The 19,613-nt window shown below is 35.9% G+C and carries 15 protein-coding genes; 7 read left to right on the forward strand and 8 right to left on the reverse strand.

Annotation, left to right across the window (positions count from 1 at the left end):
- Window positions 1–37: 37 nt before the first annotated feature.
- Both SLH48_RS14140 and SLH48_RS14145 read right to left on the reverse strand, forming a co-directional pair.
- Complete coding sequence (locus tag SLH48_RS14140; protein WP_320258704.1) at window positions 38–3,148, reverse strand: AAA family ATPase; 3,111 nt, start codon at window positions 3,146–3,148, stop codon at window positions 38–40.
- Window positions 3,145–4,305 carry an exonuclease SbcCD subunit D gene (locus SLH48_RS14145; RefSeq protein ID WP_320258705.1) on the reverse strand — a complete coding sequence of 387 codons (1,161 nt, stop codon included), beginning with the start codon at window positions 4,303–4,305 and terminating at the stop codon, window positions 3,145–3,147. Before SLH48_RS14145 ends, SLH48_RS14140 begins: the two co-directional genes overlap by 4 nt.
- A 263-nt stretch (window positions 4,306–4,568) precedes the next feature.
- On the opposite strand from SLH48_RS14145, the gene SLH48_RS22525 reads away from it, so the two are divergent.
- Window positions 4,569–4,697, forward strand: coding sequence for a putative holin-like toxin (locus tag SLH48_RS22525; RefSeq protein ID WP_410629484.1), 129 nt, complete (start codon window positions 4,569–4,571; stop codon window positions 4,695–4,697).
- 687 nt (window positions 4,698–5,384) lie between these two features.
- Here the strand turns inward: SLH48_RS22525 and SLH48_RS14150 are convergent.
- Window positions 5,385–6,614 (reverse strand): MFS transporter, encoded by a 1,230-nt coding sequence (locus tag SLH48_RS14150; protein ID WP_320258706.1) that lies wholly within the window; start codon window positions 6,612–6,614, stop codon window positions 5,385–5,387.
- 886 nt (window positions 6,615–7,500) lie between these two features.
- Between SLH48_RS14150 and SLH48_RS14155 the strand changes: the two genes are divergently transcribed.
- Genes SLH48_RS14155 through SLH48_RS14170 form a run of 4 tightly spaced genes read left to right on the forward strand, consistent with a single transcriptional unit; the run spans window position 7,501 to window position 10,831 of the window.
- Entirely contained in the window at window positions 7,501–8,064 is a 564-nt protein-coding gene (locus SLH48_RS14155; protein WP_320258707.1) for an RNA polymerase sigma factor, read from the forward strand.
- Window positions 8,048–8,836, forward strand: coding sequence for a hypothetical protein (locus SLH48_RS14160; protein ID WP_214481376.1), 789 nt, complete (start codon window positions 8,048–8,050; stop codon window positions 8,834–8,836). The genes SLH48_RS14155 and SLH48_RS14160 overlap by 17 nt, the downstream gene beginning before the upstream one ends.
- Window positions 8,820–9,692 (forward strand): ABC transporter ATP-binding protein, encoded by an 873-nt coding sequence (locus SLH48_RS14165; RefSeq protein WP_320258708.1) that lies wholly within the window; start codon window positions 8,820–8,822, stop codon window positions 9,690–9,692. The genes SLH48_RS14160 and SLH48_RS14165 overlap by 17 nt, the downstream gene beginning before the upstream one ends.
- A complete protein-coding gene (locus SLH48_RS14170; protein ID WP_320258709.1) occupies window positions 9,689–10,831 on the forward strand; it encodes an ABC transporter permease in 1,143 nt (380 codons plus the stop codon). Before SLH48_RS14165 ends, SLH48_RS14170 begins: the two co-directional genes overlap by 4 nt.
- A 167-nt stretch (window positions 10,832–10,998) precedes the next feature.
- Here the strand turns inward: SLH48_RS14170 and SLH48_RS14175 are convergent, their stop codons facing one another.
- From SLH48_RS14175 to fadR, 4 genes are all read right to left on the reverse strand, one after another.
- Entirely contained in the window at window positions 10,999–12,561 is a 1,563-nt protein-coding gene (locus tag SLH48_RS14175; protein WP_320258710.1) for an FGGY-family carbohydrate kinase, read from the reverse strand.
- A gap of 270 nt (window positions 12,562–12,831) precedes the next feature.
- A complete protein-coding gene (locus tag SLH48_RS14180) occupies window positions 12,832–14,412 on the reverse strand; it encodes a glycerol-3-phosphate dehydrogenase/oxidase (protein WP_320258711.1) in 1,581 nt (526 codons plus the stop codon).
- A 14-nt stretch (window positions 14,413–14,426) separates the two neighbouring features.
- Entirely contained in the window at window positions 14,427–16,016 is a 1,590-nt protein-coding gene (locus tag SLH48_RS14185; RefSeq protein WP_320258712.1) for an FAD-binding oxidoreductase, read from the reverse strand.
- Window positions 16,017–16,140: 124 nt separating this feature from the next.
- Window positions 16,141–16,836 (reverse strand): fatty acid metabolism transcriptional regulator FadR, encoded by a 696-nt coding sequence (gene fadR, locus SLH48_RS14190; RefSeq protein ID WP_320258713.1) that lies wholly within the window; start codon window positions 16,834–16,836, stop codon window positions 16,141–16,143.
- A 238-nt stretch (window positions 16,837–17,074) separates the two neighbouring features.
- Between fadR and SLH48_RS14195 the strand changes: the two genes are divergently transcribed.
- Window positions 17,075–17,536 carry a site-2 protease family protein gene (locus SLH48_RS14195; protein WP_320258714.1) on the forward strand — a complete coding sequence of 154 codons (462 nt, stop codon included), beginning with the start codon at window positions 17,075–17,077 and terminating at the stop codon, window positions 17,534–17,536.
- A gap of 13 nt (window positions 17,537–17,549) precedes the next feature.
- Here SLH48_RS14195 and SLH48_RS14200 read toward each other — a convergent pair whose 3' ends face one another.
- On the reverse strand, window positions 17,550–18,575 hold the full coding sequence (locus SLH48_RS14200) for a hypothetical protein (RefSeq protein ID WP_320258715.1): 1,026 nt from the start codon (window positions 18,573–18,575) through the stop codon (window positions 17,550–17,552).
- Window positions 18,576–18,826: 251 nt separating this feature from the next.
- On the opposite strand from SLH48_RS14200, the gene SLH48_RS14205 reads away from it, so the two are divergent.
- Window positions 18,827–19,552 (forward strand): MOSC domain-containing protein, encoded by a 726-nt coding sequence (locus SLH48_RS14205; RefSeq protein ID WP_214481387.1) that lies wholly within the window; start codon window positions 18,827–18,829, stop codon window positions 19,550–19,552.
- The last annotated feature ends 61 nt before the right edge of the window (window positions 19,553–19,613 follow it).

The raw sequence follows: 19,613 nt of genomic DNA on the forward strand, positions 1-19,613 counted from the left end.
TCTCTCTCTCCTTTTCGGAAACGAGACCCTCGACACGTTAACGCAATAACGTAGCAGTGGTCAGGCCCCGAGTTTTGCTGTAGCCTTCTTTTGTTTTTGTAACTTCTAATATTGCGGGCATGGCATTTTTTAATTCTTGGACGTGCGATATGACACCGATCATACGCCCGGTTTGTTGTAATTCAACGAGTGTATCGATAGCTTTATGAAGTGCCTCTTCATCAAGTGATCCAAAGCCCTCGTCAATAAACATCGTTTCGATTGAAATTCCACCTTCGTAAGATTGAATAACGTCAGTCATACCTAATGCTAAACATAATGACGCATTAAATTTTTCTCCACCTGATAAGGATTTCACATCTCGCTTTTGTCCCGTGTAAGTATCATAAACATCTAACCCTAACCCACTTTGTTTACCTCGTTTTTCTAAACGTTCACTACGAACAAGGTAATATTGCCCATATGAGAGTTGCTTTAATCTCTCATTGGCAGCAAGAATGATTTGCTCTAAAAATTCAATCTGTAAGTATCTTTCAAATGAGATTTTCTTTTCATTATCTCCACGAACAACGTTATATAGATCACTCATCAGCCCTAGTTCTTGTTCAGCATTTTGTTCCGCTTCACTCGATTCAACAATTAATTGCTTTAACTTCTGTGCCTCCATCTTGTAATATTCTGATGTTTGCAAAGATTTTCTCACTAATTCAGTTTGTTCTTTTAACTCCATAACACGTTGTTCTAGTATCTCTACGTTACTTCGTTCTTTTCCTACAAGCTCCTTGTCGAGCTCTTCGACTTGCTTTCTTGTAGTATTTAGTGCCACATGGAAGCTTTCGATTTCGCCCTTTAATTTCTTCATAGCTTCCTTATTACGCTTTGCACTCAAATATTCTTGATCATTCTCAAAATTTGCTAGACGTAATTCAGTGTAAAATGTTTGTTCAGTTTTTTCAAGCTTTGTTTTTGCTTTTGCTAACTGATCCGTTACATTTACCACATTTACGTTAGCTGTTACAACATTTTCATTGGCTTGTTTAAATTGGTCTTGGACCGCTTTCCACTTATGCATGAGATGATTCTTTTCGTTAGTAACTTTCGTTATTGTCGCTTGAAGCTTATCTACAGAACGAAGCTCCTCACTCACTTTTGTTATATTTTGTTGTAAAAGCTCTTCCTCTGTACCGTATTTTATCGTAACTTCTTGATATCGCTGTTCAACTTGTGTCCTTTCCTCTTCTTCTTGTTGAAGAGAAATCTCAAGCTTAGCGTATTCTTTTTTATATTTAGCTACAATTTTTTGGTCCTGATCTAATTGCTGTACTTCAGCTTTTAGTAGTTTTCCTTGAATCACTAATTGATCATATTGTTCTTGCAATTGATCTATAGAAAACCCATAATGCTCAATTTGTTCTTTTTTCTCTTCAAGCTGTATACGTAAGCTTTCATAAACTGCTTTTGCATTCAAATACGTTGTTTCACATAAATTTTTTTCTTTTTTATGCGATCCAAGCTGTTCTTTTGTAGTCATATCTTCACTTAAAAACGCTTTATTTGGATGATCAATACTACCACAAACAGGGCACGGTTCTTCTGGTTGTAACCTTAAAGCTAGTAAACTAGCTTGTCCATCTATCCACTGCTTTTCCAATTGACTATAAACTTGGTTAACGTATTCATACTTTTTAAAGCTCTGTGTCATTTTATTATATGCCTGTTTACCTTGTAAAACGAGCTGGAGATATTCATTGACAGCCTTAGATTGCTCTCTTAAATACAACAATTGTTTATGTTTGTCAGGCAGAGACTCAACCTTCGATTCAAGCGTTCGAATTTGTTCAAAGAGTTCCGTTTTTTTAAGAGAATTTGTTTTATGTTGATTTTTAAGTTCATTAAGCTGGCTGCTTAAATGTTTTAGCTCACGACTCAATCCGCTTACTAATTGTTGTTTAGCATCAAGTTCTTGTACAGTAGGTATTAAATCGTGAAGACGGTTTAATTCTATTGATAAAGCTTCACGTAAACCTTCTTTTTCTTGCTCCTGCTCATAAACTTTTTTCACTTGATCGAAAATTTGTTTCGTGCTCTCTAACTTCTTTGTAACAGCTATAAGCTCATTCTCCTTATCGCGAACTTCTAGCTTTACCATATTTACTTGTTGTTCAAAAACTTGGAGCTGTTCAGCTTGAGTAGCAAGCTCTAATTCATCCACTTTTAACTTTATTTTTTGCTCTTGACCTAATAGATTTGAGAGCTCTGATTTTTTTGTGTTAAGCAAATCCAAACGTTCATTGACTACTTTGCCACGGTGTAGTAGCTCATAGGTTTCATCATATTTTTTTTGTTCCATCCTTTGCTTTTGCAACAGTGATTTTGATTCCTCGTCAAATTCATCAATCTCTTGATCAAGTGCTGATAGAATTTGATGTGTATTATTATGCTCTTCTTTTAGAAGTTCAGTTAGTTTAGACCCGTCACGATCGCGCAATAACCCTTTTAGCTGATCAAAATATAAGCTTCGTTCATTCAACTTGTTCATATATGTTAGCTCAATTTCTTTTTTCATCTCTCTTAATCGATCAGCTATCCGTTTAAACGAATCAGTTTTAAAAATGCGTCTAAGTATTTCTTCTTTATTTTCTGTTTCTGATGTTAATAATTTACGGAACTCTCCTTGTGGTAGCATAACAATTTGACGAAACTGGTCTCTCGTTAAGCCGATGATTTGTTCAAGCCTGTTATTTATGTCAGTAACTTTGAAACGATCTACACATGGAATTTCTTCACCATTAGTCAATTGCTCATATAATTCATAACGCTCACCTGTTGGTGTCTTGTTACCTTCCTTGACATGTGATAGCTGTCGAAGGATACGAAATTTCTTACCCCTTAGCGAAAACACTAACTCTACTGCAGTATGTGTATCATCATCTGCAAAATGACTTCGTAACATTTTCGTATCTTGACGTTCTTGCCCACTTGCCTCTCCATATAAAGCAAAACATATAGCATCAAAGATCGTTGTCTTACCTGCTCCTGTACTTCCGGAAATAACAAACAACCTTTGCTCACCTAATTTAGTAAAATCAATTACTTCTCTATCCTTATATGGACCAAATGCGCTTATCGTTAAAGTAATTGGCTTCATGTCCGTTCTCCTTCCCCTCGGAGAATTTGCTGTAGTACATCCCGAAACAAATCTTCCGTATCTTGCTTCACTTCAGTACCTTTAACGTCTGTATAAAAAGCTTTAAAAAGTGATAACTCGTCCATTTGTGTCCGTTGATTATTTTTTTTCTGCGCACCCTCTGGCATATTTGGGTTATTTTTCTTTTGCTCAATATGCATAGCATTAGGGTAAACAGCACGAATTTTTTCCATCGGAAATAGTACAGGATGATCATCTAGCAATCTAACAAACACATAATCTTCATTTTTATCATGTAATTGGATATCCTTCATATACCCTTCTATCGTTCGCATATCACGTCGAGGAGAAAATAATCTCTTTTCTATCGATGTATTACCTACATCATCCATCTCGACGATGTAAAAACCTTTGTTATGTGTCTCTTCAGAAATCGAGTATTTTAATGGTGATCCTGCATACCTGATTTTATCATTTCCAACTTTGTGTGCTTGGTGTAAATGACCAAAAGCACTGTAATGAAAATGTGAAAAATAACTTGCATTTACTTGCTCAGCTCCACCAATTGCTAGTGGTCGCTCCGAATCACTTGTATTTTCTTCTTTTTCACCTTTTGGTGTGACAAAATGATGTCCAATAAATACATGCCTGACGGTATTATCCATTTGTTCAATTATTTGAGTTACTATGGCTTCCATAGCATCATCGTGGCTTCGTATCTCTTCATTTTTTAACAAGTGTTTGACAACGCCAGGTTCAGCATAAGGTACTAAATGGAAATGAACTTCACCGAAATCATCTCTTATAATAACTGGTTCTACCTTTTCAGAAAGGTGCCCGACAATATGTAGTCCAGCTGCTTTCAACACACTGCTTGCAAAATGAAGTCTACCAGGGCTATCATGATTCCCTGCAATTACTAAAACTGGGGTTTGTAAATCTATTATAATTCTTCTTAATATTTCATCTAACAGTTGAACTGCTTCTGTCGGAGGCACAGCACGATCATAGACATCACCAGCTATAATTACAGCATCTGGTCGTTCTTGATCAACTGCTTCAATTAATTGATTTAGCACATATTCTTGATCTTCAGTCATATAAACACCATGAACTAATTTACCTAAGTGCCAATCAGCTGTATGAAAAAATTTCATCTATTACACCTGCCTCATTAAAATCTTCTTCTATTATATTCTTAAAAAGTAGTATAGTAAATTCTAGATTATCATGTGGAATCCATATCGGATGTTGATTCATTCATATCTTATCTACTGAACGACCTTACTTTTGTTGTTCAGTAATTAATTCCGAATAAGAAAACAATAAGCTAACTTGCAATCTATATATCAAATATTTTTATAATTTATTACATAATAGTGTTATAATGGAAGTAATACAATAGTTGGTACTCAAGGGTGTGAAGGCTGAACCCGTCATTCCGTATTGGAGAGGGGGTGATGCCTTGACGGTATATGAAGCGGTGAGCTTAATGGTCTCTTTTGGGATTCTCATCATCGCGATACTGTCTTTCGATAACAAGAAATAACCACCCTTGAGCTTGTCGGCAAAGAAGGGTGGATTATATCATCCGCTGCCTTCCCCTTTGAGGGGAAAACTATTGTATGAGCAGACTGTTGGTGTTCAAGCACCTATAGTCTGCTTTCATTTTTAATAATATCATCTATCCAATTATAATATAGCATATATAAGTGTAAATTTCATCCATTTATTAGTTCGACTGTTTAACTACCATTCGTAGCAATTTAGCGCCTTTTATAAGGACGATGATCGTTCCTTGCATTCCCTTTACTGCTTGTTTTCTCTTGAGAGCTTGTTGTTCTTTTTCACTAAGAACATTGAATTTCGTGCTACTTTTATTTACAGTGTTACTCTGATTGTTGTTTTTCTTAAGATGTTTTCCACAGTAAGAGCTAACACAAATATAATTAACGTTCGGACGGCTTTTCTTTCTCTAGATTACAAAAATCATGTGATACGCACCAGTTACTCAAATGTGAGTAAAAAAGCATAAAAGTTCACGATAAGAGCCTTTTCTTACTAAGTAAAACAACGTTCATACAATTACAGTTTAGTGACATCTACTCATTTCTTTACGACGACAATTGTAAAAAAATTGTATTGTTATCTTATACAATAACCATTAATTCTGTGACGAGAGCCGTAATAATTTTAATAGTAATATCTTATACATACACATATGAAAATATCTTTATTACAAAGGTTGTTCTAATTCTTTTTCTAACACTACACCCTTTTTAAGGATGTACAAATGTATAAAACCGTACAGAGCAGAACTAATTAACAAGATTCCAGCAAAAATATACACATATTTCACACCAATCCAGTCTGCAAATAGACTTATTCCTAACATAGAGACAATAGAAATAAATTGTATAAGTGTAGATTTCGCAGCCATGACCTTCGTTAACGTTCTTTCGTCAGCACTATTTTGAGTCATTGTTACCTGTGCCATATCACGCATTTGATAAGCTGGTCCCATTAATACAACTAATAGCAGCGCTAAATAAGCATTTGTAATTAAACCATACGTGAAGGTCAGCATCCCAAATAAAAACGCCCCAGTTATCATAAAGATCGTTAAGTTACCTTGCATCATTGTAGATAGTTTATATATAAGTATCCCACCAATGATTGCACCTAAATAATAACCACTATTAATATACCCCCACCATGCTTCTCCTTTATTTAATACTTCATAGGCGTAAGCAATAGTAATTGGGCCAAGCCAAATAGTTCCAACCCATGCCTCAATTAAATCCATCGTAACAATAACCCTTAAGCCTTGATGCTTAAATAAGTATTTCCATCCCTCTGTTATACGGACAACAAAGGGCTCACGTTTCGTATCGTTCATGACAGCTTGTATGTTGATTGTCGCTAGTGAACATAGGGATAATAAAATCAACAAAAATGTTAAGCCTAATGTTACATATAACCCAACAAACTGAAGTAGTATGCCACCAATCGACCATCCAGCTAATAAAAATGTTTGATCTACAGTAGCTAGTAAACTATTTGCACGTACTCTATTGTCTTCTGCTACTGCAGAACGTACGAGGGTAGATTTAATCGGTCCAAACCAACCATTAAAAAAAGAAACCACTGTCAAAGTACTAAATAGTAACAACATAATCGGCATTGTATATTCTTGGACTAATAGCACTGCTAATACAATAATGAATGGCAGTTGGATACTTTGAGCAAATATAAGGATCGATCTTAATGCAAATTTATCAGAAATTGATGGTAGCAAAAATGCACTAATTAACCTTGAAGCTAGACTCAGTATTGTAACCAACGCAGATAATGTAGTTGAACCTGTCTCCTTGAATATTGTCATAACAACAGCCATTGTATACAATGAGAAACCCAAGTTCGTAGACGTTTGACTTATAAGCAATGCATAAAAACGTTTATTCATATAAACCACCTTGCTTTTCCTACTCTCAACAGAATAGGTAAATTATAGCATAGGAATTATAAGTAGCTTTCATTAATTAGATTGATCATTATATACGACTTTAGTCTTATAAGCACAGATTATGTTTTCTTTACTTTTGTCAGTGGATACAAGCTTAGCAAACATAAAATGATCGTAGCTATGTGAGGAACCGCAAATAAATAGTGAGCAACAAAGCTGGTTGATGGTGTACCGTCAGATATGCTACTTCCATAGTACGAAAACCAAAGATAAATTGGCAATAATTGAAGAAAAGCAATCATGTGTAAAATGAAGCTACTAATGACTTTTAAGCGTTTTGACTTATCCTCCTGCAGCTCAATAAAAATACTTGAGCCACCTAAGAGCGCAATAAAAAATCCCCATGCAATGACCTCAGATTCAACTTGACCAAATAATCCTGATAAGTATATAAATCCAACGAAACATGTAAGAACTCCTTAGCTATTCTTAGTTTACTCAAATTACGACCTCCTTTTATGATCTCCTAAACAATTAATACCATATATATATCATTCTATTCTGCGATCACTTCAGGCATGAAACGGGTCGCCTTTCCCTTTAACTGTCTCCCACTTTATGCCAACAAACACAAGTATACAGCCCGTTCCATTTAACCGTGGGGAGAATAATACCTCCTTAAGATAGCTAAACATGTGACGAAAAGAGTTCTTATATCCATTCAACTTAACGCTGAAAAACCCATTCTTGTTAACTAATTTTACTGTTTATAGGAAAAACTATCATTATTTGCACTGTATTTAAGCATAGATTTCCATTTTTTTCGTTTAGCTCTTTTAAAACTTTTTCAACATCCATTTCGTTAAACTAGCTGAGGTGAACAAATTTGCTAACCGATAAAGAGCTCATAAAAGATATTCAAGCAGGGAACCAAGCATCCATGGAAGTACTCGTAAAAAGACATTATAAAGTAGTATATGCCTTTGTTTATCGGAAGATTGGCGATAAAGAAACCGCTTATGATTTAACACAAGAAATTTTCATCAAAATGATGAAAAGCATTCATAGTTACTCATCGAAAGCCCAGTTCCAAACATGGCTTTTAACGATTGCTGTGAATCACTGTCGCGATTTTTTTCGATCAAAAGCCTATCAACAAGCATCACAGACAGAAGAATTTGATGAGAGCTTTCAGTCGAATAAAAATGAAGGAGTGCATTATATTTTTGAGAGAAGTGAGAACAGACAAATGATCAAAAGTGCAATTCACGAGCTACCAGAATTTCAAAGTGAGGCAATCTTATTAAAATACTTCCATGACATGAAAATTAAAGAAATTGCACAGGTGACAAATACGAATGTCTCAACCGTAAAATCAAGACTAAAGCAAGGTATGGCCAAATTAAAAATGATTTTAGAAAGGAGTGGATCGTATGAGCAACAGGGATGACATAAATCTTCAAATTAACAAAGAACTTGAACACTTCAGTACATTAGATGATTTTTCAGTTGAGTTTCCAAGTGAAGATGAAATGTATCAAACAATTGATACTCTTAGACAGTATGTGCCTGAAAGACAGCAAAAAAGCAAATTAGATAAATTAGCAGATTTGCTGCGACTATCAACGAAGGAGATATTTTTTATTGATAAATCATTTTGGATTACCAATCTCACTTTTTTCCTAATTGGTTTTTTGCTTACGATGAACACTTCTGGTAATCCATATTTTGCAATAATGCTACTTTCTCCCGTACCTTTTCTATTAGGACTGCTAGAGGTCTTTAAAGGCAGAGATAGAAACTTCCTAGAATTAGAATTAACATGCAAATACAACGCACAGCAGCTGATGCTTTCTAAAATGGTCGTCACCGGTGTGTATAATTTCATTCTCATGGTATTTCTTATTACATTACTAAGTTTTACTGGAGATGGACAAATGTTGCTTACGAAGGTACTCATGTATTGGATCCTTCCATTTACTCTTGTCGCATCATTTGGGTTGTTATTAGCCTCAAAATTAAAAGGGCAAATTGCAGCACCGTTAACAGTCATATTGTGGATAAGTTTCGTTGGAATCTACATGAGTAATGAACAACTCATAACATATATGGAATCTAGACCAGTCATCTTTTATATTATCGCTTTTTTATTAGCAGTAACATTTTTTATATTTCAAATTAAAAAAATAACGAGAGGTGTTTCCCTTGAATTTAACAATTGAAAATGTAACTAAACAGTTTGGAGATAAATTTGCAGTAAACAATGTGTCATTTGATTTAACAGCGGGTGTTTATGGTTTTTTAGGTGCAAATGGAGCTGGTAAAACAACTTTAATGCGCATGCTCGTGACACTTATTAAACCGACTTCTGGGCGAATTTTATATAACGGTAAGGATATTGAAGTATTGGATGAAAAATATCGTGATGTTCTCGGCTATTTGCCTCAGTACATCGGCTTATATAAGACCTTTTCAGCTGAGAAATATTTAATGTACATTGCTTCATTAAAAGGAATTGAGAAGAATACAGCAAAGAAAAAGATTGATGATCTATTAGAGGTTGTTAATTTAACCGAGCATCGGAAAAGAAAGGTTGGCAAATTTTCAGGTGGGATGAAACAACGGCTAGGTATTGCACAAGCACTATTAAACGATCCAAAAGTGTTAATCGTTGATGAGCCAACGGCAGGACTCGATCCGAAAGAACGAATTAGATTTAGAAATTTATTGTCTTCTATTTCTAAAGATCGGATCGTGCTGTTATCAACCCATATCGTCTCAGATATCGAATTCATCGCAAAGGAAATACTGGTGTTAAAGGCCGGTCAACTCATTCAAAAAGAAAAGCCTGATGAGCTGCTCGAGCAAATCCAAGGATATGTATGGACCGTGAATGTCCCAGAAAATGAGGTTCAAGCATTCCAAGCAAAATACAAGGTGGGAAATATAATTCGTCAGCAAAATGAAATTGGACTTAGAATCATTTCTGAAACCAAACCAGATGATAGAGCACTTTCAGCACAGCCTAATCTAGAGGATCTATATTTATACTATTTTGATCAGGAGGCAACACAGTGAAACAACTATTGCAGTTTGAACTATATAAAATATTTAGACAAAAGGGAATTTATATTGTAATGGTACTCATGTTTCTTCTATTTAGCCTCGTGATGGTAAGTGAATCGCGAAATGTTTCACCGAAAGCAGACACATACGCGACTGAGGTCAAAGAAGAACTTAACACATTTGCCCAAGAATGGGAAGGGAACTTAACTAGTGAGAGAGTAGAGGAAGCTACTCAAACTTTAGACTCTGTACCTTATGCATATACACCAACAAGCTCCTTAACTGACGAAGAACTTGCTAAATATAATATCGTTCAACAAATATTATTTAATGATAATACTACGCGTGACATTAACTCGAAAATAACAGAACTAGAAATAAAGTTAGACAAATTATCAAAAAATGATATTTCTTATAAAACAGCCCTATTGGAAATTAATATGTTAAATCATTTGAAATTAGATACCTTTCAGTATAATCAAGGGCCAATAAACACGATAGATTTTGTTGAAAGGTTTGCTCCATATTTTACTGGAATCTTGATGTTAATTGGACTAGCTTCTATTTTTGTCAATGAAACGAATACAGGAATGGATCAGTTAATATATAGCTCAACTTATGGTCGGAGAAAAGGTGTCACAGCTAAAATAATCGCTTCAATAATTTATGTATTATTCTTAACAATTGTATGGGTCACGTTCAATATAATCATGAATTCATATATTTATGGGAATATTGGGTGGAATTCACCTATTCAATTTTTAAGATATCCAGAATCACCATATGCTTTAACAGCCATCGAATATTTCTTTAGCCAAATTGGTATTCATCTACTAGTAGCGATTGCGTTTATGGCGTTCGTCTTAACTGTCTCTGCCTTGACAAAAAGCACCTTAGTTTCGTTTATCATTAGCGCAGTAACCTTTTTATTACCGACAATTAACTTTGGTGTTCCTTATTGGGAATATGTGAAGAAGTATAGCTTTTCAAATTTCATGACTGCACCTGAATTCACAAAACCATTTCATGCTCTTAACTTATTCGGTGTTCCTGTATTAGATCCGGTTGTGAACTATCCTTTAGTTGCATTATTTACAGTTATGTTTATGATGTTGCTTTACAAAGCGATTAAAAACAAACAAGTAGCATAATTTTTATATTTATGTGGTTACGAGTAAAGATTTACTTGGATAAATATGCTCTCATTCTACTAATCTATAAGCTAAAAACCAGAGATGAATGAAGATCATCTCTGGTTTTTAATCGTATAAGTTGTCATCATTCGTGTTATACAAGTTGCTAACAATCTAATAATTTATTATAGATGCGCTGGGTAGCCTGTAATTGTTTGAATAGATTTGTATAACGGCATTAATTTTGTATACATCTTCTTATATACTTCTCGATACAATTGATCATATAACTCTACATTATCTTTTAGTGGTTCGAAAACATCTCCGTCTTTAGTCATATTATTAACAGCATCTTCAACAGTAGAATAAATTCCCGCTCCCATAGCTCCTAAAATAGCTGCTCCTAATCCTGATGATTCGCTCACAGTAGGGCGTTTAGCAGGCAAATTAAATATATCAGCAGTTATTTGCAGCATTTTATCACTCTTAGATCCACCACCACAAACAACGAGTTCTGTCATAGGGACCTTTGTCCGTTTTTCGATTCTCTCTCTACCTTCACGTAAAGAATATGCCAAACCTTCTAATAATGCCCTATAAAAGTGACCTTTAGTGTGCACACCACCAAATCCGATCACTGCACCCTTTGCATCTGGTCCTGGGTACCTAATTCCTGGAGACCAAAATGGTTGTAGTACTAACCCCATTGAACCAGGAGGAACATCTGCTACTAAATCATCTAATAACTCCTCTACAGCAACGCCCGCTTCATTCGCTAGCATCATTTCTTCATTTGCAAATTGCTCCTTAAACCATGAAACCATCCAAAATCCTCGATACGTTTGTACTTCTAAATTATATTGTCCTTGAGCAGCGCTAGGGTATGGTGGTATCAATTTAATTGGTTCTAAATATTTTTTGGAATTCACATTTATTGTTGCTGTTGTCCCATATCCAACACTCCCTCTATGTGGAGCTAGGCAACCTGTCGCTAATACTTCACATGCCTTGTCAGTTGCCCCTGCTATGACCGGCAAGCCCGCAGGAAGCCCTGTTTCTGCAGCGGCTTTTGAAGTGAGCACACCAAGCTTTTCTCCTGGCTGAACAAGGGTCGGTAACATCTTTTCCTCAACAGGAATAGCCTTCCATTTCCAATGTTTCTTTGCTGACCACGACTGCTTTTTGTAATCAAAAGGAATATACCCAACTTGGTTTCCTATTGAATCTACAATATCACCTGTAAGTTTATAATTGATGTAGCCTGATAACAGTAGATAATGCGCGGTCTTCGACCAAATATCTGGTTGGTGCTGCTTGATCCAATTTGCTTCTGCCTCTGCTTGTAAATAATGAAGTGTTGTTGTTAATCCAGCAAGTCGAAAAACAGATTGCCACGCTGTCCCAACTTCAGGCCATTCTGTCGATCTGCGTTGATCTAACCAAAGCATTGCAGGTCGTAATGGCTGTTTATTACGATCAAGGTTAACCATCGTTCCCCTTTGCGTAGTTACCGTCACTGATACAACTGCCTCTTTATTTACTTTACCTTGCGCAAATAATTTATTAGAAGATTCCACCAAACAATTCCAATAATATTCAGGATCTTGTTCAGCCCATCCAGGTTGATTTGAAAAATAAGCTGGTGAAAAAATTACCTTCGTATAATCTATTAAATGACCGTGTTTATCAAAAGCTAATGTCCGTACACTTTGAGTTCCTATGTCAATTGCCAAAACCGTTTCATCCATTGTTGTTCCTCCCCCCCACGAATAACAAACATGAAACAGCCTCTAAAAAAATATTTAATAAAGTTATGAGGCTTTCTTCATACCCCTATCTATTTCAGTTCCGTTATAGCTCAAAGAAATGATTCAATAAACGTACTTTATTTCCTGAGATGCCTTGATTACTCATGTTAATATGTCTTAACTTTGTAAATGTTAACATTCGTACTCCATAAATAGTTGTAACACCTATCTCAATCCTCTGTTGCACCAAATTTTATAGCACGATTTCCCTCACTTAACTTCCCGTAATAAATCTGGGCTATACCCTTGCTTCCATAATTTCTTATACCTAGCCACTTCATCGTCCCAACGTTCATCATCCCAATCTAGCAATGACTGTACCTCTACTTTTAGTCGTTCAAGTATGCTAATAGCTCCTTCAGGTAGTATCATACCGAGTCTAACTCTACGGAGTAACAGATCGTCTAAATGAACGATAGATTCGTACTTCGCAGCCCAGCGTAATTCAGCCCATATTGTATTTGAATCTAGTATTAGTTCGCAGCCAGATTGATCCAATTCATCGGCAAATGTTGACCACTCATGTCCATAACGCCCTGATAATCGACGGCTGATTGTATCGTTTAAATTGCACTTAACATCTACATCTTTAGATTCATCAGTTGATAGGTCATTCGTTGCTAGCGTGCTAGATGGTGTTACTACTTTTAATACTTTATTAATTGCTTCCTTTGCGAGAATATCAAATGTCGTTAATTTTCCTCCAGTTACAGTTAATAGACCATGTTCTGTCCATACACAATGATCTCTGGATTCTTTTGAAGGATCTTCCTTGCCTGTATCTACCACAGGTCGAATGCCCGCAAACGTCGAAATCACATCTTCAGGTTTCAAATTATACGCTGGAAACATCTCATCTAATGATTCAAATAAATATTTCCCTTCTTCAACACTAATACCTGGCTCTTCGTCAAGTGATTGATGATGATCAATATCCGTAGTACCGACAAGCGTTACTCCTTCCCAAGGGAACGCATAAATGTAACGACCATCCTTTTTATGGGCAAAGCTTACAGCTTGTGAAAGTGGGAATCGCCAATGTGGAAAAATTAAATGACTGCCTCTAAGAGGACGCATTTTCGGAGACTCCCCCACTTGTTTCCGAAGTTGATCAACCCACACACCTGTTGCATTTACTATCACTTTCCCATTAACTTCTGACACTTGCCCAGTCACAACATCTTTTACTACAACACCGTTCACTTCACCGCCTTGGTCTTTAGTTAATTTTTCTACTGCAGCATAATTAATAGCAACTCCACCTTGATGTTCAGCTTCACTCAACACTCTAAGTACTAGCCTAGAGTCATCAGTCCTTGCATCATAATATTGTAAGCCATTACTTAGCCCTGTCTGTCTAAGACCTGGTGCCAACATACTCACATTAGCAGAGTCATACTTACGGTGATTTCTGCGCATAGCAATCATATCATATACAGTCAAGCCTGCTTGTAATACAAATGAACCTAAACGATCATCATCATAAAAAGGGATGAGTATCCCTAATGGATCAACTAAACCTTCGCATTCACGCAGAAGCTTTTCTCTTTCAGATACAGACTGATAAGTCGTTTTGATTTGCCCTTGCTTTAAATAGCGTAATCCACCATGAACGAGCTTCCCTGAGCGACTAGATGTACCCCAAGAAAAATCTCTTTTCTCCAACAGTAAACACTTTAATCCAAGGCTTGCCGCTTTCCGAAGTATGCCTGCACCGGTTATTCCACCTCCGATAACAATAACATCCCAAGGTTCATTAAGACTTCTCCACTTTTCAACGCGGCTTGTCATTATAAACACCCCTTCTATATTAACTTATCCTTATTCATTATTTTTTCTGGATCAAGTGTATTGCTTAGGGTTCTAATCATTTCCATGCCAAGTGGTGTTTTCTCTGCTTCTAAATATGGTCGATGATCAACCCCTACTCCGTGCTGGTGACTAATGGTTCCTCCATTCTTCACTATGGCTTCACTTGCAGCTTTTTTCAGCACTTCCCAACGTCGTTTCGTTTCCTCTGGTGTATTTCCTATTCGAAATAAGTATGTTGTATAGATACTAGAACCATGGGGATAGACATGTGAAAGATGAGTATATGCAAAAACATTTTCTCCGATATCCTTTAAGCCGTTCCGAAATGCAGTTTCCACTGCCTCTGCAGTAGCGGGAACTCGATCCCATGTTGTTGCAGTTTCTACCGTATCTACTGCATAACCTTCTTCCCATAGGCTATTACGTAAATACGGTGAGCGGAAACGATTTTTCACCCAATGTTCACCCGCTTTTGTACCTACGAGCACACCTCGGTGCTTTTTAATCATTGCTTGTGCTTCACTAAGAGCAGCACTTACATGTTTTTTTGAACCAGTGACGCCATAAAGTAGCATACATTTATTGTCATCTACACCTCTAAAATTAAGCCATTTCTCTAACAGAGCTATTGTTTTACTGTCCCCTGCCATCTTTAATTGAGATACTGTTTCCTCAGGTAAGCTTAAGCGCATCATAGAAAGAGGTACACTGTTTTGTGCAATTTCCTTAATTGCTGCCATCCCTTGCTCAGCACCTGGAAAAAATGCAGTATAAAACTTTTCCTCTTCTGCAATTGGTGTTATTTTAATCGTTACCTTAGTTACAATCCCTAACCTTCCTTCAGATCCCATTACGAATTCACGCAAATCAGGACCAGCTGCTGATGCAGGTAAATTAGGTAGCTTCAAGCTACCAACAGGTGTTTCCATCACGCCTCCGACGAATAACCTTTCAATTCGTCCATACTTTAATGATTGCTGTCCTGCTGAACGAGTAACAACCCAGCCACCAAGTGTGGAGTATTCAAACGACTGTGGGAAATGACCTAACGTGAATCCTTTTGCTTTTAACGCTGCTTCTAAATCTGGTCCACGTATACCAGCTTGAAATTCTGCCAGACAACCTTCTTCATCAATATGAAGTAATTTATTCATATGCCCCATGTCTATTGTAAGCGTAGGTTTGTCTCCAGGGAGAGCACTTAAATGTCCAACAACACTCGTGCCTCCTCCGTAAGGAATGACATTTGCCCCAACCTGTGAAGCATATTTTAATAGTTCACGAACATCTTCATCTGTTGTTGGATATGCTACACCATCCGGGTATGTTGGTATCTTTCCACTACGAATAGCGATAAAATCTCCCAAGCTTTGACCAACTGAATGTCTCAGTCGTTCGAGTGGATCTTTGCTAACGAGACGGTGATCAGGTAATTTTGACGCTGGAACATTGGCTATAGCGTTCTCTAGCGATAAATCCTCAGGACCCTGACTCGTACCCAATTCATTTTCTAAAAAGGACTTTGCCCCTGCTGGTAAGTCCATATTTACTGTATCGTCACCCCAACCGTTCCATCTTCTCATTTGTTTTTCCCCCTATATTCATATATATTTCTACAGGTTTTTAAGCTGTTTTCGTGAAAAATAACATTTCATTCATCTTTTGTCATATACACCCATTCGAAAACGCTTACAAAACATAATTCAATTAAATACTTTGGCTTTTTTTCCATAAATCTATGCTTTTAATCATTTCTTCTTTGGTCAGTTGCTCAGCTTTATCAGCATCCCCAGCCATAGCCATTGCTAAAAGCTTCAGGTAAAATTCACGTGTTACTTCACGATTTTCCTGATGTGAGAAATACAACCTCCCCATCAAATTGTATATTTCAGTAAAGCTATTCATTATTAATAAGTAAATCGGATTTTGTGCTAATTCTGCTAATTTTGTTTGGAGTTTCCAATCAAATAATGTAAATTGCTCACAATCATCTTCCAATTCACTGCTATTTGCTAGCACTGCCACAACCTTAGCAGGATTAGATAATACTGCCTTGTGAACAAATTCGGGAGCTAAAGCTGCTCTCACTTCTAATAAATGAACGATAAATTGCCCGTTAGGCTGGTCAGTATTTGTGATGATATTTTCGAGTGTATTTAAATTCCCTAGTTTCCAAAAATCATTTACGATCGTCGCATGCCCTTTTCTTTTTGTAAACCATTTATCTCTAGCTAAACGTTGAAGTGCCTCTCTCAAAGTAGGACGTGCTACACCTAACGTTGCAGAAAGCTCTCTTTCTGAAGGCAACGTACTTCCAGGGGGATATTCTCCGCTCAAAACAGCTTTAATTAAGGTATTTTCTACTGTTGTTGAGGAATTCTCGGAAATTGATTTTTCTTTCAAATCATTCACCTCCATTGTTGTAATTTTCAAAATTTTACAGAGACAAATAAGTACCCTCATTATTTTCTATGTTATAAATTACTTACTGGTAAGTCAGCAATAATCTTGTGGTCTTACCACAATCATAAAATATCGCTATAGATATGTCAAAGAAAATTTAAATATATGTTTTAGCTGCATCTATGATTCTCAAAAACCTTTATAGTATAATTGTTTTAAAAATATTGGTGGTTTTTATTTGGAATTATTATATTTTTTGTTCATTGTTACGCTCGTACATTTAATTCATGAACTTGGTCACGCTTATTTCGGCGCAAATTTCAAGGCTAAAATCAATGAGATATCGTTAGGAATGGGTCCTATTATCGTAGCAACAAAAACAGTGTCGATACGACTGCTGTTTTTTTTAGGGGGGTATTGTTTTTGGGAGGAAAGACATGTTTTATCTAATTTAAAGCTTAGTGTCATCCATTTAGGAGGCGTTATATTTAATTTTATTACGGCTACTATTATCTTGCTATTTATAAGATTGGTGCCAGATCATTTATATGACATGATCATATTATTCATTCTTTATTCATATTTTTTAGTCATTATTAATGTCATACCATACCGATTTATCAAGAAGAAAAGTGATGGTTGGTTAGTATTAGAAGCTCTTTATTTTGCAATTAGAAACAGGAAAAAACAGTGTAAATGACAGATGAGTACATTCATCTGTCATTAGACGGCATCTCTATTTTCATTCTCTTATTAACAATGACTCTTAATGGATATATTAGAATAGACATTAATAATAATAGGTTGATAAAACCAGCCAATGGATATAGCACTGAAACTAATGCTGAAAATCCGAATGTTGTTAACGGAATAATAAGTATAAATATTAAAATTAAAAAGAGCCAAATAGGTATACGGAATCTTTCTCGTAATCTAGCTGATAATCCAAATATACCAGACGCGGCAGTTGTATAAATCGCAGTAAATAGAAACAACGACATCATAATAATTATAATCATCGGGAAATAATCTAAAATGGCATATAGAGGGATTTCCCATTCATTTACATCTACAGGTATACGTATTAATGACTGGTTATAAATTATGCATATGATACCTAATATTAATCCACTCCCAATACTTGCGATCACTGCTTCCCCTTTCGTATGTAGCTTCTTGCCAATTGCACCAAGTACCCCTATGATCGGCAAAATGTTAAATGCAGTGAATGTAAATGCTGATAACAAGTTTTGTTTATCACCCCATTGTAATATAAACGGTTCCTCCAGTTGATTCATAAACAAAATAAGCGTCATAATTAATCCGAGTATAAGAACTGGAAAAATGTAAAAATTAACTATAATTAACCCTTTAAACCCCCAGAAAAACTGCAAAGTTAATAGTGACAAAAAGATCATAATAGCTAACCAATAGGGTACATTAAAATGTGCTAGCACTGCTGCACCACCTGCTGTCATGACAACTGTTGTTGCAAATAAATAAAAAACAATGAGTACATCATAAAATTGAGCGAGCTTCATACCGACAAGTTTACGTAAAATCGGTAAGAAATGATCAGTTTTTTCCTCATAGCTTATTGATAAAACTACAAAACAGCTAAAAGTAAATATAAACATAAACAACACAATTGCCAGCTCACTACCTTCGCCAAAAAATTGCCATACCTCTTGTCCAGATGCAAATCCTGCGCCCATCATCACTCCTACAATTATTGACATCCACCTAAACCCTGCAAGCCACATTACTACACCTCACAATATGATTAATGTTGGTTATATCTCCAAGCACAATCAGCTTCTTCGGAGGATGAATTTTCTTTAATTACATCCTTTATCTTTTGCTTCTATATTATATGTTTACATTCATAAAATACATTACCTAATTAGCTAATGAGATGATTAGGTTGACAACCTTCCTACTAATTGTTGACAATGAGAGTAATATAAATGACCTATTAAGGAGGGCTCAAATGAAGGTAGGTAGAGTAAGTAAATTATATAGATATCCAGTTAAAGCATTCGGTGGAGAACGGCTTAAAAATGCTCCTATTCATCATCATGGCATATGGGGAGACAGATCTTTTGCATATAAAATAAATTCAAAATTCTTAACTATTGATAAATTACCCGAGTTAGTAAATTACAATGCTAAATACACTATCGCAAATGGAGAACCTAAAGTTAGTATAACGTCAATTGACGGTACGACTTACGATTGGGGTGATCTAGCACTAGATAAAAAGCTTTCAACTCTTCTAGATAATGAATCAATCTCTAAAGTAAGTCATGATCCTGAGAGCGAAAAAGGATCGTATTGGGAAAATCACATATTATTGACTTCCACCGCATCTTTAGCAAAAATAAGCGAGTTATGTAAAAGTGAATTATTGGATATAGGGAGATTTAGACCAAATATCGTTATAGACCTTGAAAGTAATATTGCATTTGAGGAAGAAACTTGGATCGGTAAAGAACTATCAATAAACGGAACAAGATACAAAATAGATAAGAAATGTGTCAGATGTGCTTATGTTAATGTTGACCCTACAAATCCTACAGAAATAAATCCGAACATATTAAAGACGATCGTTAAAGAACGGGAGGCATTTTTTGGCGTATATGCTTCAGTCGTCGCTACAGGTGAGATTTACGAAGGGTCTCAAGTTTTCCTGCACGAACATGATTCAACAATTTAAAGAGTTTGTTTAAACGTTGTAGTTACTAAAAACTAATGATGAATTGATATAATTTCTTCTT

This window comes from Cytobacillus sp. IB215316 (assembly GCF_033963865.1).
Lineage (GTDB): Bacteria > Bacillota > Bacilli > Bacillales > SM2101 > Nanhaiella > Nanhaiella sioensis.